We start from the raw sequence: 24,311 nt of genomic DNA, 5'->3' as shown, positions 1-24,311 counted from the left end.
GAGCGGTTATGCGTATATTTACAGTAAAACGGCTCCTTGGAGCACTCGTACTTATCAGTACCCATGTCAATGCGGAAAAGGTGTTACTCGATGTCCATTGGAAGGTTGTCAAAGATGAAAAACAGGCTCAGTACCATTTTGAGCAACCCGTTGATCTGACAGATGGCTACTATAAGGTCGAGGTTTACTACAAAGAAAAGAATATGCTTTTCTGCTCAACGGCCATCGCCGATAAAAATATCGGTAAGGCCCTCACTAGCGAGCAATTTCGCGGGCCTTATCAATGTAACTTCGACGATGGAAAGCCCTACGAACAGGGCTTTCGTAACGCGCAAGGTCAGCTCGATAGCGTAATCAAAAAGTACAATGCCACTGGCCAATTATATACTGAGTCACACTATGAAAATGGTGTGAAACAAGGCCCTGAAACGGGTTATTGGAATGGCGGCAATATCCGCTACAAAACCGATTTTAAAGATGGTCAACAAGTCGGCATCAGCGAACATTTTGGCCCCGAAGGCGAAGTCACTGCCAAAATTTGCCATGACCCTACCTGTGTGAGCCAATACTTTAACCTTGGCAAACTTAACCGTGAGGAGCACAAGGTCGATGGCCTACTGCAAGGCACTGAGACCACTTGGGGGTTGAACGGGCAAGTCATCTCGACCCAAGAGTGGCTTAAGGATAAAAAACACGGCGACTATTTTGAATATTTTGACAATGGTAAGGTAAAGCGGCACTTTCAATATAAACAGAATTATAAGGTCGGTGAGCAACTGGCTTACTATGAAAATGGCCAACTCAAATTAAAGGAAGTGACCAACGATAAGGGTGATGTCCTCCAAGCTATCGAATACGATGAACAAGGGCAAATTAAAAAAACCACAGACAGCAGATACCAAGGTAATAGCTGGGTTTATCGTAAACTGCAGCGCTATCGCGATGGCCAATTGATTGAGACTCAAGAAGAAGACAAACTCAAAAACTGGTCACTCTCCGAAACCTTCAAAAAAGGCTTGTTAATCGAGCGCCAGGAGCGACTCAATAAGCAATTGAATGGCTTACAGATAAAATCTTTCGACTACAACGATGTCATCACCCTCTCCCGCGAATATTATCAGGCGGGTAAGCGTGAAGGCGCCTATGAAACGGTAAAAATTGAGCCTGCCACAGGGAAAACTCAGCTAGTAGAGCAAGGTCAATATGCCAAAGATAAACAAGCAGGTACTTGGAAGAAATTTCAGGACGACGCCACCCTCACCTATAGCCACGATGATAATGGTGAGCTCCACGGTGAATACCATAACGAGACCAACTCTGGCCAGTTGCTTGAATCTATTCACTTTAAACATGGCAAGCCCGATGGATTAGTCCAGCGTTACGCCAGTAACGGCCAAGTGTATGAAAAAGGTGAATACCGTAATGGTGAACAGGATGGCGATTGGATATTTACCGATGGTGAGTACGGTTTCCGCCCAATACCCAACCCTGAAAGACGCTATTGGTATGGTCGCTTCGACCAAGGTAAACGAGTCGGCCATTGGGAATTGCGCTCATCTGAGGACTATGTGCTCCAAATCGCCAATTATGACGAACTGGGCAGGCTTGATGGTAAGCAATACGAGTTTGAGGAACATGGCTGGATACGGGTGATTAATAGCTACCATAATGGCCAGTTTTTAAATCAGGAAATGCCACCCCCTGTGGTCACTTCTGATGATGTTTTCCCTCGGTTTTAGCTTAAGCCTAGACGCTGTGCACTGCATTGAGTGCACAGCGCAATAGATAATTAAAATTAGGATTCTTACATAGGCCGCACATACCTTGGCCTTAAGACCCAGAACAAGGAATCAGCATGTTCAATACCCCATTTCGCGTGATTAGCCTCGCCATTGCAGGGGCTAGCATAGTGAGTCTCCATGCGCAGGCCGCGCAAAATCTCTCCTCCATGATGGTCGAAATCCGCCAACAGGACGGAATTCCCAGCTATTACAATCTCGCCACTGGCATGCCCTTAAATGGCGATATCGCCATAGTCCGCGATAACCAAGGATATACCTTAGGGCAATTTTCCCAGGGGATACCGAATGGTAAATGGCAAGTATTTCATACCAATAACAGCAAGCTTATCGAAGGAAACTATCAGCAGGGTTATCAAGATGGCACTTGGCGACTGTTCGATTTAAGTGGTGCAGTCACAGAGGAGCAGCAATTTACCAAAGGCGTGCCCACGGGCGAATGGAAGGAATACAACAGCAGCGGCCAGCTCACCCAAACAACACACTATAAAGACGGTAAAAAAGAGCAAGTAAAACGCTTCTATGCCAGTGGCAAACTGCAAGCCCAAGAAAGCTACCTCGACAACCTGCGCCACGGTAAATGGGAAAGTTTCTATGAAAACGGCACCTTATCCCAAAGCCAAAGCTATGCAAACAACCAACTCTCCGGCCCCTATTTAGAACAAAATCCCGACGGGCAAGTTTCTGTGACAGGTCGCTTCGATGCCGAAGGCCGCCGCCAAGGATTGTGGGAAACCTTCTTCGACGATGGGACTAAATCGAGTGCCAGTCAGTTCAATCTTAATCAGCTCGATGGTGAAGAACGGACGTTTTACCCCAATGGCGAACTCGCTAGCCTCTGCCAATATAAGGCAGGGCAACGCCAAGGCAAGTGTCAGCAATTTAACGATGCGGGTAAATTACAGGTTGAAGAACAGTATGTTAATGACGCTTTAGATGGGCAACAGCAATATTTTAATGCCGAAGGAAACCTCACCAGCGATCTCAACTATAAGCAGAACCAACTTGCCGGTACGCAAAAGTATTTCTACGACAACGGCCAACTTAAAGAACTGCGCAGTTATCAAGACTCAACGCTAGCTGAAAATGGCCAATATCCTCTTCATGGACCATCGGAGCGTTATGATGCCGAAGGTAATTTACTCGAAAAAAGCCACTACAACATGGGCATTCGAGATGGGCTATTTGAACGCTATAGCGCAGGCAAACTGCAATCTTCTGAGCAATGGCAACAGGGGCAGCGACACGGTGAATCACGCCGTTACCATAGCAACGGTCAACTGCGCAGCTTAGATGAATATGTCGAAGGTAAACTGACGGGTAAATCAGAGTCCTACTTTGAGGATGGCACTGTTAATGAGCGGGGCAAACGCATTAACGGTCAATGGGTTGGTCAATATGAATCCTTTTATGACAATGGCAAACCTCGCGAACTCGCCCATTACGCCTCAAAGAAAAAGGAGGATGCCAGCCGTTATCCGCTCGATGGCCATTTTGCCCGCTGGTATGCCAATGGCGACCCTAATGAGGAAGGCGAATATCAAAACGGCAACAAACAAGGCTTATGGATCCAGTACCGCGAAGGCCTAAAACAACGGGAGCAAACCTTTGACGATGGAAAACTCAATGGTGATTATATTGAGTATTACCACGGACGTCGCCGTGCTGCAGGGCAATATCTCGACAATCAAAAAACGGGTCTGTGGATTGATTATCGCTACGAAGAAAAAGACCCTACCTATGGCGCGATTCCAGAAGGGAATATCCAACAAAAAAGCCATTGGCAGGAAAACAAGCGTCACGGCGTTAGGGAGTTTTACAGCTTTAAGCAAGTGGTTTACCGCTCCGAAACCTATGATAAAAATGATAAAACAGGCCCGTATGCCGAATATTATCCCAATAATGGCCAGCTAAAACTCAGCGGCACTATGAATAAAGGCAATCAAACTGGGCTATGGGAAAGCTGGTTTGAGGATGGAATACAAGCGGCCAGCACTGAGTTTTTAGACGGGCAAAACCATGGTCAATCGAAGGAATACTACAGTAACGGCCAACTCAAACTAGAGGCCACTTATGCCAAAGGCTCGTTCGATGGTCAGGTTAAACAATATCACCAGAACGGTAAACCACAACTCGTTGAAACTTGGGTAAAAGGCCAAAAAGAAGGCGATGCCAGCTATTATCACAACAATGGCAAACTAGCCGAACAAGGGACATATCTGAGGGATCGCAAGGAAGGTCTGTGGCAAAGCTTTTGGCCTAATGGCGAAAAACGCACCGAAGGCAGTTACATCAGTGACCGAGAGTCAGGTGATTGGAATCACTATGATCAACTCGGCAAACTGATTAAAACCGAGCACCACGGCTAACGTAGAAATGGGGTTGGGGATTACAGCGATCTAGCTCAAATATTTATCCTTAACCCCAAATCTAAAAGAAGTTTCATGCAAAGTGTGCCATAACAAGTGTCTATACTAACGGCCTTTTTTTCGCTTTGGACAAACTGCCTATGAAGACATTTATGAAAGACGAGTTCGCCCTGCTACTGGGAATACTGACCTTAGTATTCTTTAAAACCGGTGGCGATAGCCTACTCGCCGATGGCACTGCGCTATCGACATATATTCCCGTATCACTCGCCCTATTGGGCGTTGTCACTTGGGCCATCTTCTCAGTGGTGCGCCACTCTGATGCGCTAGCGATTAAGCTTGGCGATCCCTATGGCACCTTAATCTTAACCCTGTCGGTGATATCACTCGAAGTGGTGATGATCTCCTCCGTGATGCTGACAGGAGAACCTAACCCTGTGATGGCGCGCGACACTATGTTCGCCGTGGTCATGTTGATTATCAATGGCTTAGTGGGATTCACCTTATTACTTGGCGGCTGGCGTTACCATACCCAGCTTTTTAATTTAGATGGCGTAAAATCCTATTTGGTCGTCATTATCCCCCTCGCCTTACTCTGTTTAGTGCTGCCCAATTTTACCGAAGGCGGCACTATCGGTAGCATGTCTAAAGCCATGTCTTGGATGCTGATCATTATTTCGATTCTGCTCTATGGCGTATTTTTAGTGGTGCAAACCAAGAGCCACAGCCATTTCTTTGTCGATGCCGACCATGAAGATCACGAGGAACACCACGGCATATTACGCAGTAATGCCTATCATACCGTGCTATTAATTGGTTACTTGTTGGTGGTGATTTTATTAGCAAAAACCTTAGCTATGCCAATCAATTACAGTGTCGCTACCTTAGGCGCACCGCAGGCATTAGGTGGCTTTATCGTGGCTTGTTTGATCTTGTCACCCGAAGCGGTGGGCGGATTTAAGGCGGCGTTAAACAATCAATTACAGCGGGCGATGAATCTGTACTTCGGCTCAGTGCTCGCCACGATTGCCCTTACCGTTCCCGCAGTATTAATTATTGGCGGCGTGATAGGTCAAGAAGTGCATTTAGGCTTGTCACCCGCCGACATGGTGCTGTTAATCACCAGTTTAATGGTCTGCAAGGTCAGCTTCAGCAGCGGTCGCACCAATGCCCTGCACGGCGCGACGCATATAGTGCTGTTTATCGTTTACTTGTTCTTAATGTTTGAACACGCCTAAACCTTCTTAAATCCAAAGCCGAGCGCGACTTATTTGCGTCTCGGCTTACGCTTTTTAACTGGGCTATGGCCCTCAATTTTCCGGGCCCCCTGAGCACCTCGAGCCCCCTGAGCCCGCTGAGCCCGCTGAGCATAGCGCAGCGAAAGGTAACCCAACACTAACCCACTCAACAATCCGCCAATATGGGCAGCATTGTCCACTCCACCCAATAATCCTGCGACAAGACTTATGGTCACAAAAAATGCCAAGTTAATACTCAGTATCCAGTTGATATCCTGAGGGAAAATCTTTTTCCAAGCCCAAATCACGAGTATTCCTAATAGCCCCATAATGGCGCCCGATGCACCGACACTCACAGTGGCATCATACCAACAGATACTGGCGATACTCGCCAATACCCCAGTGATCAAATACGCCAAAAATAGTCGCCACTTACCGAGTACAGGTTCAAGAAAGCTGCCGACAAAAAACAAGCCGTAAAGATTCAGCGCTAAGTGGGCTAAACCGCCATGGATAAAGGTACTCGTGATTAAGCGCCACCACTCACCAGCAAGCACTTTAGGTCGAAAGTTAGCCCCCCATTCGAGCATGAAACTACCCTGTAAATTAATAAAATGTTGGCTTGACCATGCCATAAGGATAAACACTAAAACATTGAGATACATCAGAATAGGAGTTGCAATAAAACCCGGCTTGGGCCGTATCATTTCAAAAAAATCGTTAAGCTCGGCGATTGTGCCCGCATGGTTCAAACGCTTTGTAACTGTTTCAGCTTTAAGCGCTTCTTCATCCAGTTTCACCCGTAGCAAGAGCACAAACCAGACTAAAGCACCTGCAACAAACCAAATCAGCATCCAAGCGAGTTTATTGCCATTACGGGCTTCAAATGGCTCAAACTTCGGCATAAAAATCGTTGGGTATTCAGCTTGATAAAGCGGACTTTTTTCCGCTGCGCTAAGTAAGTATCTCTGCAGCGACGAAGGGGCTAACCGTTCAAGGTAAACAAACGTTTGCGGGTCAAACTTATCAAACTCACGTTGGGATTGAGTCAAAAACGCCTTGTATGCTTGTTCTTTTTCATCGGGTTCGAGTCTATTACTGATCTCCTGCTGATAAGTTTTGCCATACCAAGCTAAGACAGAAGTTCGGCGACGATCGGCGCCACTCGCAAAAATCGGCATCGCAATATAGAGCGTCATATTCAAGTGACTGTTACTTTTTCCTGTCACCTCAATATTTCGCTGCACACTAATTTGCGTCTTATCAATATAAGCTTGCTGTAACTGGTAATACTGTGTCTTTTTATGCAGATACAATTCTTGGATCGATGCTAATTGGGTTAACTGACCCGTTGCTGTTTTAAGATATTCCTGCGCAATAATACAAGGCACAGCCACGAGCTGCACGGCGAAAAGTAGATAGAAAAAGCGCGAATTATCCTTAACAAACTTCAGCAGTTTTAGCCTTGGCCTCAGAAAAATAACCAACAAGAGCCATGACAATATCAGCGGTAATCCCAAATTGACCAGATCTTCATCTAAGCTAAAAAACTCAAATTTAATCAACAACAGCCAATGGATTAAGCTGTAGCCAGAGATAAATAACAGGCTCATGAATAAGAAGGGAAAATAGATCAGTTGAAGTTTTTTTAGCAGAACAGCCACGCGTATTTCTTCCTTGAGTACATCAATCACTATGGTAATAATACCACGGGGAATTTACCAAAAATCATCAAGGACTTACAGTATTAAAAAAACCAAAGGCCAGATGGATTGCTCATCTGGCCTTTGGTTTTTTAGTCTTTATAAAGCCGTTAAGGCAAGAGATATGCTCCTGCTCGACTTCTAGGTCAAAGCCTAGGTCTCACTCAACTTAGCCAATTGTTGCTGGCTACGCTGTTTCTTATATTGCTTAGCTTCGGCTGGGATCGGGGTGACTTTACCTGTCTCTAACCAGTTACGTAAACGGTTTGCATCGGCGATATGGGTATATTTGCCGTAGGCATCGAGCACCACAAAGGCCACTTGGCGTTTTGCCATTTCGGTGCGCATCACTAAGCAATGCCCCGCTTCGTTAGTAAAACCGGTTTTGGTGAGATGGATATTCCAGTTATCTTTATAAACCAAACGGTTAGTGTTGCGGAAATCTAAACTGTATCTAGGTTTAGCAAAGGTGACCGTCTTTTTCTCGGTCGAACTCAATTGGCCTAGCATAGGGTAACCTTCACTGGCCTTAAGCAGCACAATTAGGTCGCTGGCGCTGGAGACGTTTTTGTACGACAAACCAGTCGGCTCAACATAACGGGTATTCTTCATGCCCAGTGCTTTAGCTTTGGCATTCATCGCCTTAATAAAGGCTTTATGACCACCGGGATAATGGTGGGCCAGGCTCGCTGCTGCGCGGTTTTCTGATGACATTAAGGTCAGCAATAACATGTCTTTACGGCTAATTTCACTGCCGATACGCACTCTAGAATAGACGCCGCGCATTTCTTTGGTGTCGTTAATATTAACCGCTAACTTTTCGTCCATCGCCAGCTTTGCATCTAAGGTCACCATGGCCGTCATCAGCTTAGTCACTGAGGCGATGGGCACCACTGCATTAGGGTTACTCGAATATAAAACTTCATTGGTTTTAAGGTCGACCACCATAGCGCTACTCGATGCCACTTCTTGCTGTTTTGCAGGCGCTTTTTTAGCGGGTGCATTTTTGCTGGCATGTTTAGTAGTGACAGAGGCCGAATCGGCTGAATGCGCTGTCGCGGCAACAGTGAGACTGCTGCATACAAGGATAAAACTACTGAGCAGAAAACGGATCTTCATTTAGATTTCACTGAATAGATAAGGGATCGATTGTGCTATGGCACAAGGTTTGGCTAAGTATAGGAGTTCTACCGTGAAAGAAATAGAATGCAATTAGACTTTTATCTGCAAGATCAGCAGTTTCTCCTCAATTTTTATTATGTAAAACCAGCTTAACCTGTCACTAATCTTGAATAATCAAGCGGCTAGATCCAACCTTTTGACTTACTACAGCAACTACATCTTTAAAAGAGGGCTTTGGCAGTAGAATCATTGGCAATAAAAATAATGGACGACTTTTTGCACTTTTAACAAAAGCGGCCGCTGTTCAAGGATTTTAAGGATTGGAAGACGTGATTTATGGCGTATAAACGCATTAACATACGCCATAAATACCGCGATTGAGCCGTTATAAGCTAACGTAAAACAAATTCGAGCAATGCTTCAGTATCTTGGCTCTCTTGAATTAATTGACCCGTCAGCACAAACCCGTGTTTTAAGAGGACTAGCTGGGAGGCCAGATTATGCTTAGCCACTTCGGCAAAGAGTGGCCTCGCACTCACTAAAGGCAAAAATTGCGCTAAGGTTTGGGTCGCGATGCCTTTGCCCCAGTAATCACGGTCAATCCAATATCCTATCAGCGCTTGCCCGTCACTATGCCAATGGCCTATGTTGCCCACAAACTTGCCATCGAAATCGATAGCCCTCGCTAGCACATTGACTTGTCCAAGAATATTCCCATGCCAATGCTTAAAAAACGCTTCCCGATCCCTTGGTGGAAACTGTGCAAGCTGGTTAGCAATGGGATCGCTTTGATGGGCAAAAATCGCCTCAAGATCAGTTTCATCAACCGGACGTAAACTCACGCTTAGTTGTGTTTCTAACGGTTTATCTCGCTCATTAGACATCTGTAATCACCCTGAATTCTTTGTATTTCAACTGGGTACAGCATGCCATATTTAGGACGGGTCACAAGCAAAAAAAAGGGCGCATAACTGAGAAGGTGTTAGCGCCCGAAGAGGCAAATTTGCCAAAATTGAGGTGTGTAAATTCAAGCCATAAAACTCACACGATAAAATTCAAAGCCTAGATAAAGATCAACGCAAAAACGGGTGCGCCTAATACCATAGCGATACCAATAAAAATCATCGTTAAACTGGCGATAACGCCCTCTTGTTGGCCGATTTCAGTGGCTTTTGCCGCGCCGGCACCGTGGGCCGAGGCGCCGAGTGCCACACCTTTACCTAACGAAGTACGAATCCGCATAAATTTGAATAGCGGTTCACACACCAAGATGCCAATGACGCCTGTGATTAACACCATCATGGCCGTCAACTCAGGCACGCCACCAAAGGCACTGGTGGCCTCCATAGCGAAGGGCGTCGACACCGAACGCACCAGCAAACTCTTAGACAATTCCACCGGCAGAGGCACAAACTTCACCAGCAGCCATGAAGAAATCATCCCCAGAAATAATCCGGCCGTTACACCTAACCCTATCGTCAGCGGATATTGGCGGATCAAGTTACGCTCACGATAAATCGGCAAAGCAAAGGCGATAGTCGCGGGCGCTAACATGGCCATCAACCAATGGGTGTATTCAAAATAGGTTGGCAGCGGGATCTTAAGATTAAACACCAATAAGGTAATCACTATCGGCGCTAACACTATGGGCGCTAACCACCAGACTCTGTGGTACTTATAGAGACGCTTAGCGCCGAAGTAACAAAATACCGTCAGCAATAAACTAAATAGAGCTAATCCGGTCTGCGACAACACAAAATCCACCACTCTTGAGTCAGTCATAACTAAGCTGCCTTAGCGTGGCGACGGGCCTGCTTTTTGATGTTCAGTTGGCGCTCAAAACGAAACACTCTATCGACCACAAAACCAGTACCAAACATCACACACACACTGCCCATCACTAAGGTAAACAATATATTGGTACCGTATTGCTCAAACAAACCTTCGTACTTAATGACCGAAATCACTGGCGGGATAAAAAACAGCAATAACTCACCAATCAACCAAGCGGCGCCCAGTTGTACGGCATTTTCGGGAATGAGCTTAAAACCTAATAAAAATAAGAGTATGCCTAAGCCAATCACACTCCCAGGAATAGGCGAATGTGCCCAAGTGGCGAACCAATGACAAGCGAAGGACAGTAAACAGAAGAGGCCGATTTGGGTTAATAACAAAGCCCAATGTCGACACTGACGTATTGCGGCTTGTGGGAATGACATGATTTTCTCGGTTAGAACAAAGTTTTCTATGGGGCTATTCTAGGCTTGCTTATTTGATAAAAAAAATGAATATTAATAATGTAATACATGAATTATAAGAATGCATATGAAGGTGAAGCCCAATGGACCTCAAAGTTATTCGCTATTTTATCGAAATCGTCGATGCCGGAGGCTTTGGTAAAGCCAGCGATAAAGTCCACCTCACCCAACCTGCGTTATCAAAAGCCGTGCGTCAGTTAGAACAAGAACTCGATCTCACCTTGCTTGAGCGGGGTAAACGCGGCACCCAAGTCAAACTCACTCCCGCGGGCGAAGTCGTTTATCGTCACGGTAAAGACCTGCTCGCAGGGCGGCAACGCATGCTCGCCGAACTCACGGCACAGCGCAGCTTAACTGCGGGCGAACTCAATCTGGGATTAGCGCCGCTGGGCAGCGCCGAGATTTTTGCCCCCATTATTGCCAAGTATCGCCAGCAATATCCGCAAATTGATATGCACTTACTCGTCCGTGGCGGTGTAGAACAAACTTCGGCGATCCAAAAGGGTGAGATTGAACTGGCCACAGGGATTATCGATTTTGATGACGGCTATGATGGGATTAGGGTGTTTAACGATCCTATGGTAGTGGTGCTTCCCAAGGAAAATCCGTTATCCACCAGACAGATACTGTCGTTTAGGGATCTCAGCGCCGATCCTCAAGTGATGTTCGAAACCGAATACACCCTCTATCAATTAGTACTCAATGCCTGCCGACACGCCGGATTTGTCCCTAAAAACATCACCCGCGTTAGCCAAGCCGATTTCGGGATTGCCTTAGTCGCGGCGGGCACTGGGGTGATGGTATTGCCGCGCTCTATCGCGCGGCGCTACAGTGTACCCGGCGTCGTGAATATCCCGCTGGCGAGTGACGAGCTGCGCTGGGAATTATCGCTCTTTTGGCGCAAGGACCAAGTATTATCCTTCGCAGCTCAAGCCATGATCGCTTTAGTCGAGAAGCACTTAACTCATAAGTGACACTATGTTACCAAGGGATCACTAAGCTCAAACGCACTAGCGTATCGCTATCCCATGGCAGAATAGGCAAATACTCAGCCGAGTTAATATCGACTTTGGCATAGTGGTCTAAATTATATTGCGTGTGCTCGGCGCTCAACACGAGCATGCTGTTAGGCCGCCAAAAATCGGTTTGGTAACTCAGCTCAAAGCGATATTGATTCTCTAACCATTTGCCCTCGTCTTGCCAGGTTTGTGCGGCCACTTGCATATGTAGCTTAGGCGTCACATTAGCCCCGACACTTCCCATAAAGGTATAAGCAAAGGTACCGTTGCCAAAATCGCCACGATCGTAACCTCGGGTTCTAGGCACATCGTCATCGATTTCGAGATAGTAATAACCTGCCCCCGCCTTCAACTGGGCCTGTAATTCTTGTCCGTCAAAGCTAGCCGTCAACCCAGGAAATACCTTAGCTTGTTTCTCCACCGAGCTAACAGTATTACGCTTTCCCTGTAAATCGAACTGCCAACCCAATGAAAATTCGGGGTTAATACGATACAACTCACCACTCGCAGCATAGGCAGACTTAAACCACACAGGGATGTGGTCAGGGTCGAGTTTATCGACATCTACGTCTATATAGGCATCCAGCGCCGCCGTCAGCAAAATATCGCTTTGGGTTTTATATTCTAACAATAGACTCGCATTCACCCCTAAGGTGTGAGAATCCTCGACCACAAAATCATGACTGCCTAAGCTGTAATGCCACTGAGTTTGCTCTTCGGCCTGCAGTGCACTCGATAAGCACAGGGCTAAACACACTAATGCTGAGTTGAGATAGTTCACTTTTGACTCCTGAAATATCGTTTCTAGCTTGATAATCAAATCAGCCAGAGGATTAAACTGCATAAAATAGGAATAACACCAACTAAGGTTGCCGTTAAAGAGCGGCTAAACTAGCCAATTTAATCAAAGAATAATAGGCGATAGTTCAAATTATGACACTCTCATTGAGAAGCCGCTAATAAACACCACAGAAGTATAGATAGCCAAAAACCTAACAGTAACAATAGTTATAGACCAAAGCACAATAATTCAACCCAGAAAAAACAACTTACACACAAATTTGTACAGGAAAGCAGCGCACCTCAATCTTGCGACTGAAAACCGCAAAATAGAAATGAATTTTTAATCAAATTAACAGCATAATTATTGACACTTAATGCTCATCTGCCTATAGTCGCCACACTGATAGTGAAATCGAACAAGAGAGTCTTAAATGAAAAAGTCCATGTTATTAGGCGGCCTGACCTTAACTGCCACCTTGTTGTTAGCTGGATGCGGAAAAAGCGATGACGTGTTAGTCGTTGGCACCAATGCCGCCTTCCCTCCTTTTGAATATGTTGGCGGCCAAAGTGGTGATGAAATCAAAGGCTTTGATATCGATCTGGCCAAGCAAATCGCTAAAGATGCCGGCAAGACGCTGAAAGTCGAAAACATGAAATTCGATTCACTGATCGTCGCGCTCAACTCAGGCAAGATTGATTTTATCGCCTCAGGCATGACGATTACCGCTGAACGTCAGGCCAACGTAAACTTCTCAGAGCCTTACTACGAAGCGACCCAAGTGGTACTGGTTAACAAAGATAACGATAGCATTCATACGCTTGAAGATATTAAAGGCAAACACTTTGCGGTGCAGTTAGGCACAACAGCTGACATTATGTCGAAAAAATACACCCAAAATATCACCGCCTTTAATACGGGTTTCGAAGCCATTATGGAGCTTAAAAATTCAAAGGTAGATTTAGTGTTATTCGACAGCGAACCTGCCGCTAACTATCTGGCTAAAAATCCTGAATTAAAGATGATTAAACTGGATTTTCCTGCTGAGTTTTATGGTTTCGCCGTATCAAAAGAGCAGCCTGAACTGCTGGCGAGCATCAATAAAACACTGGCTAACATGAAAGCCGACGGCCAATATCAGACGCTCGTTTCTGCCCATATAAAGTGATATCAGCATGATAGACGCAATTAATAACTCGCTGTTTAGCCCAATTGGCGAAGACGGCATGATAGGTATACTGCTGATATTAAATGGATTGAAGGTGACGTTAATCGTCACTTTCTTCGCCATGTTATTAGGCGCAGTGTTAGGCATTGGCACCACCTTTATGAAGATGTCGTCTAAGTGGTATATCCGCTTCCCCGCCAATCTTTATGTCGGTGTTATCCGTGGCACGCCAGTGGTTGTGCAGTTAGTGATCCTTTACTTCATCGTGCTTTCAGCATTAGATGTCGATAAAATCACCGCCGCCATTATCGCCTTTGGTCTCAATAGCGGCGCCTATATTTCTGAGATAATCCGCGCAGGCATTCAAGCCGTTGATAAAGGGCAAACCGAAGCTGCCCGTTCGCTCGGTTTATCCCAAGCCATGACCATGAAATCGATTATTTTGCCCCAAGCGATCAAGAATATTCTGCCCGCACTCGGAAATGAATTTATCGTGCTCCTCAAGGAAACCGCCGTTATTGGCTTTATCGGTGGCGTCGACCTGATGCGCGCCGGTGAAATCATCCGTAGCCGTACCTTCGAGGACAGTGTGCCCTTATTTACCTGCGCCCTTATTTACCTATTCCTGACCTACAGCTTCACGTTTGTGCTGTCGAAATTTGAAAAGAGGTTGAAACAAAGTGATTAAAATAACCAACCTGCATAAAAACTTCGGCGATAACCAAGTGCTCAAGGGTATTAGCGAGCATATTCGTCAGGGTGAAGTGGTGAGTGTGATTGGCCCAAGCGGCAGCGGCAAGAGTACCTTTTTGCGTTGTATCAATCTGTTAGAGCAGCCAAGCCAAGGCGATATCGAGATTGAAGGTCAACTCATCACAGCACCAAATGCGAGCGTAGATAAACTGCGGCAAAAAGTGGGCATGGTGTTTCAAAACTTTAACCTGTTCCCCCATAAAACCGTCATTCAAAACATCACCTTAGCGCCCATTAGTCTAAAACTGATGACGCCCGCTCAGGCAGAAACGAAAGCCTTCGACCTACTGGCACAGGTTGGCTTGAGTGACAAAGCCAATGCCTATCCCGCCAGTTTATCGGGCGGGCAAAAGCAAAGGGTCGCCATTGCCCGTGCATTAGCGATGGAACCTGATTTGATGCTGTTTGATGAGCCAACATCGGCACTCGACCCAGAAATGGTCGGGGATGTATTAGACGTGATGAAAGACTTAGCGCTAAAGGGCATGACCATGGTCATTGTCACCCACGAAATGGGCTTTGCGCGCGATGTATCCGATCGCGTGATCTTTATGGACGGCGGTTATGTGGTCGAATCTAGCCCACCCGATGAACTATTTAGCCACCCGAAAGAAGCCCGTACCCAAGCGTTTTTAAGCAAGGTACTGCGCTAGCTTAAGCGGATTCAGTTAAATTCATTATTGGAGGCAGGGGCGGATTGCCATCTTGCATAACTCTCTGGCTTGCCTTTTTAGCACTAACGTAACATTTAGATTTGAAAGAGATACATAACGTACTTTGGGACAAAAGTGCATTGGAAAAAGTGTACGAATAGTAAGATGGAGTGACTTATAACTTAAGCTGTTGAGAACTGAATGCATAGGCCCCGACTTATAGGTGAGCCATGGCATTCGCTCATCGACTCGCAGCCAGTCCATCCGTGGATGCTCGACCGCCCCGTCCATGGGGCGGACGGTCGTCTCGCAAATCACCCTAGCTCACCTTTTTGGCATTAGCGTAATCTGTAGATTTAAAAGCCTTATACAGCACGCTTTTGGACAGAAACGTTTTAGATTTTCAGCTCTAATTCGTGAGTTTCAGATTAGTATTTGTAAGTGCATATTCCGCCCACAATGGACCATTGCTCCGCAACTCAAGGACCAGCACTCCGAATTACTTGGATCAGGCTTCCGCTGAGAATGGACCACAAAATACCTCAAGGTCGGGTCGGCCGAGTTATAGGGATCCTGTTGATTTTATAAGAAGTTACGCGTGTCAATGAGCGAATGCCATGGTTTTAGCATAGAGCTAAGGTTTTTTGTGATATATAACCCCCACTTATTTAGTAAGGTCTGCAATAACTCAGTTCACTATCAAATTTTTATCTACGCCCTATAGATTCTGTAGTAATCCACATAGTGGTTCCATCCACTATTGAACGCACCTTTGTTTTCCCTAACATTCCATAGTTAATAACCACTATATCTACGTTGTATGCGGATAAATAACAATAGTCAGCGGATTTATCTATACCTTGAGCTAATAGATCTATTTGGAAATCAAACTGATTTTCAGTCAAACAAAAGATACTATCGCTTTTAAGATAAAAAGAAGATTGACCTTCTTTATATGAATTGTTTTGCACGATATTTTCAACCGTTTCTGTTACTTTTGCAGTTGTAGTTACTGAACCATCATATTTACTATTTGCTAATTCACTTTTAATCTCACTAACTGTTGAATCTAGTTTTGCATTTTCAATCTCTAAATTTTTCGATTTAACAACTAAATCCTTCAGTTTTTTTAACTCTTCCAATTCTATAATTAAAGCGTCTTTTCTAGCGGCCTCATTGGTTTCTTCTTTTTCTATTGATGAATGAATTGATATTTTTAACTCATTTTTTTTACTTAACATGTCATTTTTTAATGAATTATAAGCATCAGCCCAAGTGTCATTAGGTTTTATATAGTATTCATAAAATGTCGATGCACCTTGAGATCCTAACACTTGTGCATATGCAATATTTTTATCACCAATTTTATCGTCTGTTCTGAAACTGTTACAATTATTTTTATATAGTGAGAAACTTTTGAATATTGCTCAGCAGATGATAAATCATTAGTAAGTTGTTCAAGCTGTGTAAGTAATACTGACGAATTATAATCATAATCCTTTTTAACTCTTTCGGATGCTGCTATTAGCTGTTTTTGTTGAGTAATTATTTCAATAAATGCTGTTCCACAATCGCGATCGTCAGCCATAGTTGTAGCAGATGCCAGTACTAAAAATATTCCTGTGTATAATTTCATTTGATAATCTTATAAATATATCATTTGTGAGATCCTATCACAGGGGAATCGCCATCAGTGCTATATTTTTAGTCGTTTAAACTAAAAATATAGCACTGATTACAACGCAAGTGGGATCTACACATTAATCTCACACGATCAGAGAGTCAAATACGTCTTCGCACAACTCTACAGTTGTGGTCTCTGGGTGATCGCTTCTTTACAATCATCACTCAGGTTTTTTTCCTTATAAATTTCTCGTTCATTACTCTATTTTTAATTGATTAGCTTTTTTATGACAAAACGAAGGCAAGCATTGTTAAATAGAGCTTTGGTTCTAAGCAACTTTGGGGCAATAGCTTTTTAGCTAAACGAACAGCAGAAGTGTTAGTTAAGATTGGCATTGTTGCAACAGTGACCGTTGGCGACATGGATGTCGCCGTCGAGCCCTCAGGGACGAGTTTATGGCGTGTCACTGGGGAAATAATGACAATCAGTGCAGCACAACTGACGACAAATTTGTCTTGTTTTGGGGCAAAAAAGTGACAATAAATTCAGGATTACTAAAGGTTCCTTTACCTCGGCTTTGGAGGGTTAATAGCCATTCAACTAAGGCAGCTAAAGCTTTGCCCTAATCTTTGCTGCCAGCATCTGTCCCTGATATTTATCTATAATTTCCCTAAAATGAAATCGAGCTTCAACGGTAAAGACACCGATTCCCTATCCAAAATCTCAATTAAACGACTTGGCGTTTTACTCCTTTTTAGTGTTGCATCGGCACCCAGTTTCAAAAATTTTTTGAAACTAATACCTGTCTTGATCACATTGTTTTTTACTTGAACCTGCTTAAAATGCTGCCATTGAATTTGTATTCCTGATGATTTGGAGCTGTTACATGAGTGATTTAAGTTTCTTCGCCAAAAAACGTTACACCACTAAAGCCTTTGATCCAACAAAGACGATTCCAGCGGAAAAAATTGCAGACATCAAAACCCTACTGCAATTCAGCCCTTCGTCAGTTAACTCACAGCCTTGGCATTTTGTATTAGCAAGCACGGCCGAAGGTAAAGCTTTAATCGCCCAAGCAACCGAGAATTATGCGTTTAATACCCAAAAAATCCTCAATGCTTCCCATGTGGTGGTGCTCTGCACTCGCACTCAATTAGATGAAGCGTATTTGCTGCAAATCCTTGAGCAAGAGGAAAAAGATGGCCGCTTAGCTAATGAGGAAGCAAAACAAGCCCAGCATAATGGCCGCTCTTTCTTCGCCAACATGCATAAATTTGAGATGAAAGATGCCCAACATTGGATGGAGAAACAGGTCTATTTAGCGCTCGGCACTTTAATGCTCGGCGCAAGCGTATTAGATATCGATACTTGTCCGATTGAAGGTTTTGATGCCACTAAAATGAATCAAGTCTTAGGCTTAAGAGAGCAAGGTCTATGTGCCTGCGTAGTTGTCGCTATGGGTTATCACGCAGAGGATGATTTCAACGCTAAATTGCCTAAGTCTCGCTTAGATCAAGAGGTGATTTTTACTGAAATCTAGCCCTCATCTTAAGTGAATAATAAACATGCCCTTGATTTAATGTGATATAAACAAGGGCATAATTTTTTGCACCCTAGCGCTCTTCGCCGACAATATCCTAAAACCTGCCTGCTATTAACGGCTTATTTGCACAAGAAGCCATCTAAAGTAGGAGTAAACCACCACGGTATTGCTCTAAAATTCATCTTTGCCTACACTTTGCCTCTATGGCATGATTTGCTGCACAGTCCAGAACGGCATAGCTTAGTGGATCATCGTTTATCGTAGTTTCGAGTCATCTTTTTTGCAGCCCAGCGGTTTTATCGGCGCATTGGTCACACTCACAATTTAGGATGGGACAGTCAGTATGTTATTTGCCAAACCCTCGCTCACTGAAGAACCTCAATCGATTCGAGTTGCAAACACTAAGGGCGATAACCCACTGATTTGGCCGTTACTCACGGTTTTACAAGCCTCGAACCAAAGTTGGAAAATCCATCACTTAGCCACAGAATTACAAACTCAAGGGCTGATCCACCAGCTTGATGAAAATCCGGGTAACGATTTATTCAAACGTAACTTCCTGCTGATGAACGCCTTGTTTGAACTGCAGGAAATATTACTGCCCAAGCAGTGGCTGCAAGTCAAAGCCATGGAAATCCAAATCTTCCGCTTAGTCCCATCAAACGTTAACCTTCTGATTATGCAAGATACTTCCCTACGTGAGTATTATCTCGATTGGAATAACTACGACACCAGCGAAAACGTAGTGCGAGAATTACTCGAGGCTTTCTGGAGCAATTATAAGAGCTATATTGGCTTAAATATCAATCTGATGAACAAGGGCAATGCACTGCGAGTTTTCGAATTAGACGAGAGCGCCACCGCCCGCGATATCCGCAAGCAATGGCGCCGTTTAGCGCTCAAGTGGCACCCAGACCGACCCGATGGTGATGCGGCACGTTTTCGCGAGGTGTGCGAAGCGTGGCAGTCACTTAGGGACATTGCCTAAGCATTTCACCAGCGATAGTACTTGCCATTAATCAACACCTATCGAATCGTTACCTGTCGACACCTATCGATTTAGCGGTGTGATCCTGTCTGCACTATTGCGACGCCAAGGCAAGGCTAAAGCAAATCTTAGGTAAAACTTCCATTGGGATCACAGATTTAGCCCAGTCGCGACTGGCCAATTCAGTCATAATTAAGCCTTTCCATTTAACCTGAACCTATGCGTTACGCTGGCATTTTGGCTAGCTAAACTCCTAGATTGAAGCTCACTTTATGGCTTCTGTTGGCCGTTAAATATCGACGATACCCACAACTGACACAGTGAATTCAATCCCACCGAATTTGAGGAAACTATGATTAAACAATTAGCCTTGGCTGTAACCTTAGCAATTGCGCCCTTGAGCAGCTTTGCCGCCAATTTTGTTGAAGGCACACACTACACTCAAATCTCGGCCAAAGCGCCTAGCAGCGAACCTAAACTGACTGAATTCTATTCATTTTATTGTCATAACTGCTTCAACATGGAAACCAATTATTTGCCTGATATCAAGGCAAACCTCAACAAACAGATAAGTTTCGACAATAAGCATGTCGACTTTATGAATAGCGATATTGGCACCGAAGTGATGCGCTCTTTGGCCGTGATCCAAAGCCTTGATAACAAAGACGCCTTAACCCATGCCATGTTTACCGCAATCCAAGGCACAGAGGGCGCAAACGGCCACGATCACAGTGCACCAGGCCATCAACACGAGCCGCAAATTAACAACCGCGACGACATTAAAAAAATATTCGCCCAATTTGGTGTCGATGCCGCTAAGTACGACGAGTTAGCCGACAGCAAAAGCACCGATGAAAAGCTGGCCCTGTGGCGCACTCAGCAAAATGAATTCAAAATCGACAGCGTACCCGCCTTTATCGTGAACGATAAATACGCAGTAAATTTAAACAGCATCAAAACCTTAGATGAGTTGATTGGATTAATTAACTATCTTGCCGTTGAGAAAGATGCCGCAGCCGCTAAAACCTCATCAGGTGGCAGCCTAGGCTGGTTATTTCTAGTCTTTGCCGCCGCAATAGGTGTGACGCGTCAGCAACGTCTTAGCTAATTCCAGACACAAAGGTTCGTTTAAGGTACAAGCGTTAATCCAAGATACGCGCTAGCATAAAAAATGGCCTCCAAATTAGGAGGCCATTTTTATTCGCATTCGATACAAGCTTTCAATACAAGTGCTTAACATTAGTTCTGAACCTGTTATTGGCGAATAAAATCGAGAATATGGCTCGCTGCCAAGACTAGATGTACGATCAAGAAACCGATAAAAGCCTGCGCAAAAATTTGATGATAACTGCGCCACGCCAGCGCTGTGGGTGTGCCTTGAAATAACAACCAAGCGACACCCGTAATCCCAGTCGCCACCAGCAACAGCATGCCTATACCTTCGATGGCACTAAATAACCCTTTGCCGCCTGCGACGGGGAATTTGCCTTTTGTGAGTCCAACCATATCCTGTTTTAACTGCGCCCAATCGCCAGCTAGCCAACCAAAGTATTGGTGCCATTTACCATGCAAGGTATTGCTGAGTAAGAACAATATCCCCAGCACTGCGCACGCTAACCCTAAATACACATGCAAATAGTCCCAAAAACCGGCGTTATCGGGTATCCGTCGGCCCATAAAAATCCACGGGCTGGCACACACGAGTAAACTGCTCGATATCACAATCCACACATGCAGATACGCCATCATGACTCGGAACAAGGAGCTGAGTTTACTCATCATATTTTTCATCCTACTTAATGCTTCCTTTGCCCTTTGCGATGAATGCATTCGTGACGGCTTAATGAGCGCGAATAAAGTGGGCTAGGGGCAAAACGCGGCGCCGTGATTTAATGCCAAAATTAGGCGCGATGGATCTGCTCACCAAAATCAGCCACTTTCTGCCAATCCGTGTATTCCACATTCGTAACAGGATCCGTAGGCCCTTTAGTTAGCCACATGATGAAACGGATGATATTCCTATCTAAGGCGTTATAGCCTTGGTAATTCAGGTTACCCCCAAAAACTCGTAATAACTGTGGCCGCCAAGTGGTTTTACTTAAGAATGCCTGCATATAAGGATTAGTTTCTGGCGTGTTTTTCTCGGGCTTACGCGCCACTAAGCTAACGGAGAAAAAACCACTGACCTTATCCGTCAACACGGCTTGATGCTTTTCGATAAATTCGTACAAGCTAGGATTATGTTTACCATGGCGAATACTGGCGCCTATGATGATTTTATCGAACTCATTGAGCGCGGGAACGGCCTTAATATCAGCGGTAACCACGTCATTGTCCAAGGCCGTTAACTGCTGCGCGAGCTTAGTTGCAATCTTTTGGGTCTGGCCGTGAACACTAGAATAAATGATGAGAATTCTTTTCAATTTAGCCTCGATTAATCCCAAGTAAAATAACCATAAGCGGCCTAAAAAATACTGTTACTGGCGGCTTAATTTCGACTCTCTATGCCCGTTTTGCACATCAAGTGACATCACAACGCACAGACTAAATACACAAAAAGCAGCGATGGACACTCAGAGTCATTGGCATTCCCGTGGGATTTAACTGGGTATGCAAACGTAAAATAACCATTAAGATATTTCATACTAGGTGATTTACCCTGCAATTTACATGAAATAGATCACGGGCTTAGCCCCAAACCACTCAGGTATATGCGGTAGTTTTAACTGTCTCACAAAAATAGCACCTCAGGACTGTTTCCGTGTTCGCAGCTTTACTCACGACCGAGTTAATCTGACTAAAGATTGTTACAAAATTGAAAGGGATAAGTCACACCTCATATAGCCAACCCGAAGAAAAAGCATTAGCATTTGCACACTTATCGCCTGAGTCCATATCCATGAAATTCATTCAAACCAAAGATCCTAAAGCACTCTTGCTGTGGATGACCTTTGTAATGTCGCTTGTGTTTGCCGTTTGGCAGGCACTGCTCAATAACTTCGTGATTGAAAAAGCCCAGTTCACCGGTGCTGAAATCGGCATGTTACAAAGCCTGCGCGAGATCCCAGGTTTCTTGGCTTTCACCGCTATTTTTGTGCTTTTACTCATTCGGGAACAAGCCTTCGCCCTACTCTCGCTGGCCTTGTTATGCATTGGCGTGGCAGTAACAGGTTTCTTTCCTCAAGTCATAGGCCTGTATCTGACGACGGTATTGATGTCTGTTGGATTTCACTATTTTGAAACCATTAACCAATCACTGACGCTGCAGTGGGTCGATAAAAAAGATACTGCGGGTTTTATGGGTAAAGCGCTGGCGTGGCGCTCGGCCGCAGCCTTAGTGGGTTATGCCAGTATTTGGCTAGTGATGACCTGGTTGAAGTTAGACTATCAACACATGTATTTAATTATTGGTGCGTTAGGTCTGGTCATGGTGCTAACTATGGCTTGGTATTACCCAAAGTTTGAGACCACGGAAGTACAACATAAGAAAATCATTCTGCGTAAGCGCTATTGCCTCTATTACCTGCTGACCTTTTTCTCGGGTGCGAGACGGCAAATTTTTATGGTGTTTGCGGGCTTTATGATGGTCGAAAAGTTTGGTTATAGCGTGAGTGAAATTACCGCGCTGTTCTTAATAAACTATGTCGTCAATCTGCTGTTTGCGCCTACGATTGGGCGATTCATTGGCCGGATTGGCGAGCGTAATGCGCTGACAGTGGAATACGTCGGACTCATCATAGTCTTCATCAGTTACGCCTTAGTCGAGCAAGCACATATGGCGGCAGCGCTGTATGTTATCGATCATTTGTTGTTTGCGATGGCGATTGCGATGAAAACCTATTTTCAAAAAATCGCCGACAGCAAAGATATCGCCGCCACTATGTCGGTCAGTTTTACTATTAATCACATTGCCGCTGTGATTATACCTGTGCTTTTGGGCTTATTATGGTTAACCGATCCCGCCTTAGTATTTTACATAGGCGCAGGCTTTGCCGTATGTTCGTTAATTCTGGCGCTCAATGTACCGCGCCATCCTGAACCGGGTAATGAAACCTTATGGTCTTGGACGAGCAAAAAAGCGAAATCCATCGCTAAAGCGGTCGAATAAAGCGGCATAATAACGAGCCAAGGAATCAGCTTAGCTCAATGTTGAGTCTAGAACTGAACGCTTAAGTGATCGCCATCTAAGCTAGGCACTCAAGCAAGCTATACAAACAAGATATTCAAGTTAAATGCTAAAACAAGTTAAACAGATAAAGGTGAGCGCTTTGCTCTCACCTCACCCCCAATGCAGGCTCAAGGATTAACGCGATGAAGGATTCAGATATTTTAATGTTGGCAGAAGAAGGCGAGTCAACATCCGAGGCATCTGCTCGCAAAAAAGCCCTGCTACTCGGCCGTCAATTAGGCTTAGCCAGTGAGCAAGAATATCGCCCTGCGAATGCTTCCATCGCCGAACGCGCCCAACATAGAGCCCGCAAATTATCGAGCCAGTATCAAGCCAATGTGGAAACCATTTTTGCCTTAGCCCTCAGTTATACGCCATCGGATGTGACTGGTGTCGATCTCGATCCCGATTGGAGTCATCAATTCTTTTTGATGGCGGAGCAAATCCATAACCGTAGGATGCAAGACTTGTGGGCACGGATATTATCGAGCGAGATAGTTAATCCCGGCAACTTCAGTCTGCGCACCTTAGCGCTACTCAAGCAACTGACGCACAGGGAAGCACAAATCCTTGAAAAAGCCCTCGGCATGGCAGCTAAGGTCAATAGCGAACAGCGCCTAAAACTCATCAGCGGCTATCGCTTATCCGGTGGTATTGGCCAGTATTTTCGTAAAACGACCTCAGTTAATTTAGGCTTATCCCAGTTTGGCCTACCCTACTCCAGCATTCTGACCTTAGTTGATGCGGGAATACTGCACAGCAGCGAGTTCGAAACCGGCTTACTCAACAATAAAACACCGATTCAATTTGCCCTGCAAGGCATACAAATGAAGCTCACGCCTAAGAGCGGCAATCTGCTTTTTAGCTATTATCGCTTAACGCCGATTGGTGATGAACTGGCCCAACTCGTGCAACCTAAGCCGGATCAAGAATACCTCAAGGCCCTGCAACTCTTGTTCGCTAAGGATTTTAAGATCGAGTAGCGACTTAATCGCTTATATTATTGACTAATAAAAATATTTGCTTGAATAAACTCCATCTGTCGCAAATACTCTATGTATAAAAAATGCTCGTTTTATTTGCTGAGTGAATAAGGATGCGAATGGCATCTCAAGGATGGAGAGA

At 44.8% G+C, this 24,311-nt stretch carries 22 protein-coding genes; 12 read left to right on the top strand and 10 right to left on the bottom strand.

The window, feature by feature from the left end:
• Positions 1–8 precede the first annotated feature (8 nt).
• From AC5YB3_RS16305 to AC5YB3_RS16295, 3 genes are all read left to right on the top strand, one after another.
• Entirely contained in the window at positions 9–1,739 is a 1,731-nt protein-coding gene (locus tag AC5YB3_RS16305) for a toxin-antitoxin system YwqK family antitoxin (RefSeq protein ID WP_494525728.1), read from the top strand.
• A 116-nt stretch (positions 1,740–1,855) separates the two neighbouring features.
• The gene (locus AC5YB3_RS16300; RefSeq protein ID WP_494525727.1) at positions 1,856–4,168 is read left to right on the top strand and encodes a toxin-antitoxin system YwqK family antitoxin; all 2,313 of its coding nucleotides are present in this window, start codon (positions 1,856–1,858) and stop codon (positions 4,166–4,168) included.
• 140 nt (positions 4,169–4,308) lie between these two features.
• Positions 4,309–5,406, top strand: coding sequence for a calcium:cation antiporter (locus AC5YB3_RS16295; protein WP_063883781.1), 1,098 nt, complete (start codon positions 4,309–4,311; stop codon positions 5,404–5,406).
• Between the two features lie 29 nt (positions 5,407–5,435).
• Here the strand turns inward: AC5YB3_RS16295 and AC5YB3_RS16290 are convergent, their stop codons facing one another.
• From AC5YB3_RS16290 to AC5YB3_RS16270, 5 genes are all read right to left on the bottom strand, one after another.
• Positions 5,436–7,070 carry a rhomboid family intramembrane serine protease gene (locus AC5YB3_RS16290; protein ID WP_494525726.1) on the bottom strand — a complete coding sequence of 545 codons (1,635 nt, stop codon included), beginning with the start codon at positions 7,068–7,070 and terminating at the stop codon, positions 5,436–5,438.
• A 192-nt stretch (positions 7,071–7,262) separates the two neighbouring features.
• Positions 7,263–8,228 (bottom strand): D-alanyl-D-alanine endopeptidase, encoded by a 966-nt coding sequence (pbpG, locus tag AC5YB3_RS16285; protein ID WP_006082859.1) that lies wholly within the window; start codon positions 8,226–8,228, stop codon positions 7,263–7,265.
• A gap of 395 nt (positions 8,229–8,623) precedes the next feature.
• The gene (locus tag AC5YB3_RS16280) at positions 8,624–9,115 is read right to left on the bottom strand and encodes a GNAT family N-acetyltransferase (RefSeq protein ID WP_494525725.1); all 492 of its coding nucleotides are present in this window, start codon (positions 9,113–9,115) and stop codon (positions 8,624–8,626) included.
• Between the two features lie 178 nt (positions 9,116–9,293).
• A complete protein-coding gene (locus tag AC5YB3_RS16275) occupies positions 9,294–10,013 on the bottom strand; it encodes an LrgB family protein (RefSeq protein WP_494525724.1) in 720 nt (239 codons plus the stop codon).
• 2 nt (positions 10,014–10,015) lie between these two features.
• The gene (locus tag AC5YB3_RS16270) at positions 10,016–10,450 is read right to left on the bottom strand and encodes a CidA/LrgA family protein (RefSeq protein ID WP_006082862.1); all 435 of its coding nucleotides are present in this window, start codon (positions 10,448–10,450) and stop codon (positions 10,016–10,018) included.
• A 122-nt stretch (positions 10,451–10,572) separates the two neighbouring features.
• On the opposite strand from AC5YB3_RS16270, the gene AC5YB3_RS16265 reads away from it, so the two are divergent.
• Entirely contained in the window at positions 10,573–11,463 is an 891-nt protein-coding gene (locus AC5YB3_RS16265; RefSeq protein ID WP_259513872.1) for a LysR family transcriptional regulator, read from the top strand.
• 7 nt (positions 11,464–11,470) lie between these two features.
• On the opposite strand, the gene AC5YB3_RS16260 is transcribed toward AC5YB3_RS16265, so the two are convergent.
• Positions 11,471–12,289 (bottom strand): hypothetical protein, encoded by an 819-nt coding sequence (locus AC5YB3_RS16260; RefSeq protein WP_006085901.1) that lies wholly within the window; start codon positions 12,287–12,289, stop codon positions 11,471–11,473.
• Positions 12,290–12,722: 433 nt separating this feature from the next.
• On the opposite strand from AC5YB3_RS16260, the gene AC5YB3_RS16255 reads away from it, so the two are divergent.
• From AC5YB3_RS16255 to AC5YB3_RS16245, 3 genes are read left to right on the top strand one after another with little or no spacing between them, the layout of a single operon-like run.
• Entirely contained in the window at positions 12,723–13,457 is a 735-nt protein-coding gene (locus tag AC5YB3_RS16255; protein ID WP_011847627.1) for a basic amino acid ABC transporter substrate-binding protein, read from the top strand.
• Positions 13,458–13,464: 7 nt separating this feature from the next.
• Positions 13,465–14,145 carry an amino acid ABC transporter permease gene (locus AC5YB3_RS16250; protein WP_063883787.1) on the top strand — a complete coding sequence of 227 codons (681 nt, stop codon included), beginning with the start codon at positions 13,465–13,467 and terminating at the stop codon, positions 14,143–14,145.
• Positions 14,138–14,863 (top strand): amino acid ABC transporter ATP-binding protein, encoded by a 726-nt coding sequence (locus AC5YB3_RS16245; protein WP_494525723.1) that lies wholly within the window; start codon positions 14,138–14,140, stop codon positions 14,861–14,863. Before AC5YB3_RS16250 ends, AC5YB3_RS16245 begins: the two co-directional genes overlap by 8 nt.
• Before the next feature lie 707 nt (positions 14,864–15,570).
• Here the strand turns inward: AC5YB3_RS16245 and AC5YB3_RS16240 are convergent.
• Both AC5YB3_RS16240 and AC5YB3_RS16235 read right to left on the bottom strand, forming a co-directional pair.
• Positions 15,571–16,197, bottom strand: a complete 627-nt coding sequence (locus AC5YB3_RS16240; RefSeq protein WP_494525722.1) for a hypothetical protein — start codon at positions 16,195–16,197, stop codon at positions 15,571–15,573.
• The gene (locus AC5YB3_RS16235; RefSeq protein WP_494525721.1) at positions 16,191–16,499 is read right to left on the bottom strand and encodes a hypothetical protein; all 309 of its coding nucleotides are present in this window, start codon (positions 16,497–16,499) and stop codon (positions 16,191–16,193) included. The genes AC5YB3_RS16240 and AC5YB3_RS16235 overlap by 7 nt, the downstream gene beginning before the upstream one ends.
• Positions 16,500–17,373: 874 nt before the next feature.
• Between AC5YB3_RS16235 and nfsB the strand changes: the two genes are divergently transcribed.
• From nfsB to AC5YB3_RS16220, 3 genes are all read left to right on the top strand, one after another.
• Entirely contained in the window at positions 17,374–18,027 is a 654-nt protein-coding gene (nfsB, locus tag AC5YB3_RS16230) for an oxygen-insensitive NAD(P)H nitroreductase (RefSeq protein WP_011847631.1), read from the top strand.
• A gap of 346 nt (positions 18,028–18,373) precedes the next feature.
• Positions 18,374–19,018 carry a DNA-J related domain-containing protein gene (locus AC5YB3_RS16225; protein WP_006082872.1) on the top strand — a complete coding sequence of 215 codons (645 nt, stop codon included), beginning with the start codon at positions 18,374–18,376 and terminating at the stop codon, positions 19,016–19,018.
• Between the two features lie 352 nt (positions 19,019–19,370).
• Positions 19,371–20,126, top strand: coding sequence for a DsbA family protein (locus AC5YB3_RS16220; protein ID WP_494525720.1), 756 nt, complete (start codon positions 19,371–19,373; stop codon positions 20,124–20,126).
• A gap of 146 nt (positions 20,127–20,272) precedes the next feature.
• Here the strand turns inward: AC5YB3_RS16220 and AC5YB3_RS16215 are convergent, their stop codons facing one another.
• Both AC5YB3_RS16215 and hemG read right to left on the bottom strand, forming a co-directional pair.
• Complete coding sequence (locus AC5YB3_RS16215; protein WP_259578384.1) at positions 20,273–20,800, bottom strand: cytochrome b/b6 domain-containing protein; 528 nt, start codon at positions 20,798–20,800, stop codon at positions 20,273–20,275.
• A 119-nt stretch (positions 20,801–20,919) separates the two neighbouring features.
• Positions 20,920–21,441: a menaquinone-dependent protoporphyrinogen IX dehydrogenase gene (gene hemG / locus AC5YB3_RS16210; RefSeq protein ID WP_063883844.1), complete on the bottom strand. Its 522-nt coding sequence runs from the start codon at positions 21,439–21,441 to the stop codon at positions 20,920–20,922.
• 476 nt (positions 21,442–21,917) lie between these two features.
• Here hemG and AC5YB3_RS16205 point away from each other — a divergent pair, with 476 nt between their 5' ends.
• Together AC5YB3_RS16205 and AC5YB3_RS16200 are read left to right on the top strand one after the other, a co-directional pair.
• Positions 21,918–23,126 carry an MFS transporter gene (locus AC5YB3_RS16205; RefSeq protein ID WP_494525719.1) on the top strand — a complete coding sequence of 403 codons (1,209 nt, stop codon included), beginning with the start codon at positions 21,918–21,920 and terminating at the stop codon, positions 23,124–23,126.
• Between the two features lie 203 nt (positions 23,127–23,329).
• Positions 23,330–24,169, top strand: coding sequence for a TIGR03899 family protein (locus AC5YB3_RS16200; RefSeq protein ID WP_259504516.1), 840 nt, complete (start codon positions 23,330–23,332; stop codon positions 24,167–24,169).
• Positions 24,170–24,311: the final 142 nt, after the last annotated feature.

It is taken from the genome of Shewanella sp. 1311 (assembly GCF_059338235.1).
Note: the sequence above shows the minus strand (reverse complement) of the source record. Positions and strands in the feature narration are given on the sequence as shown.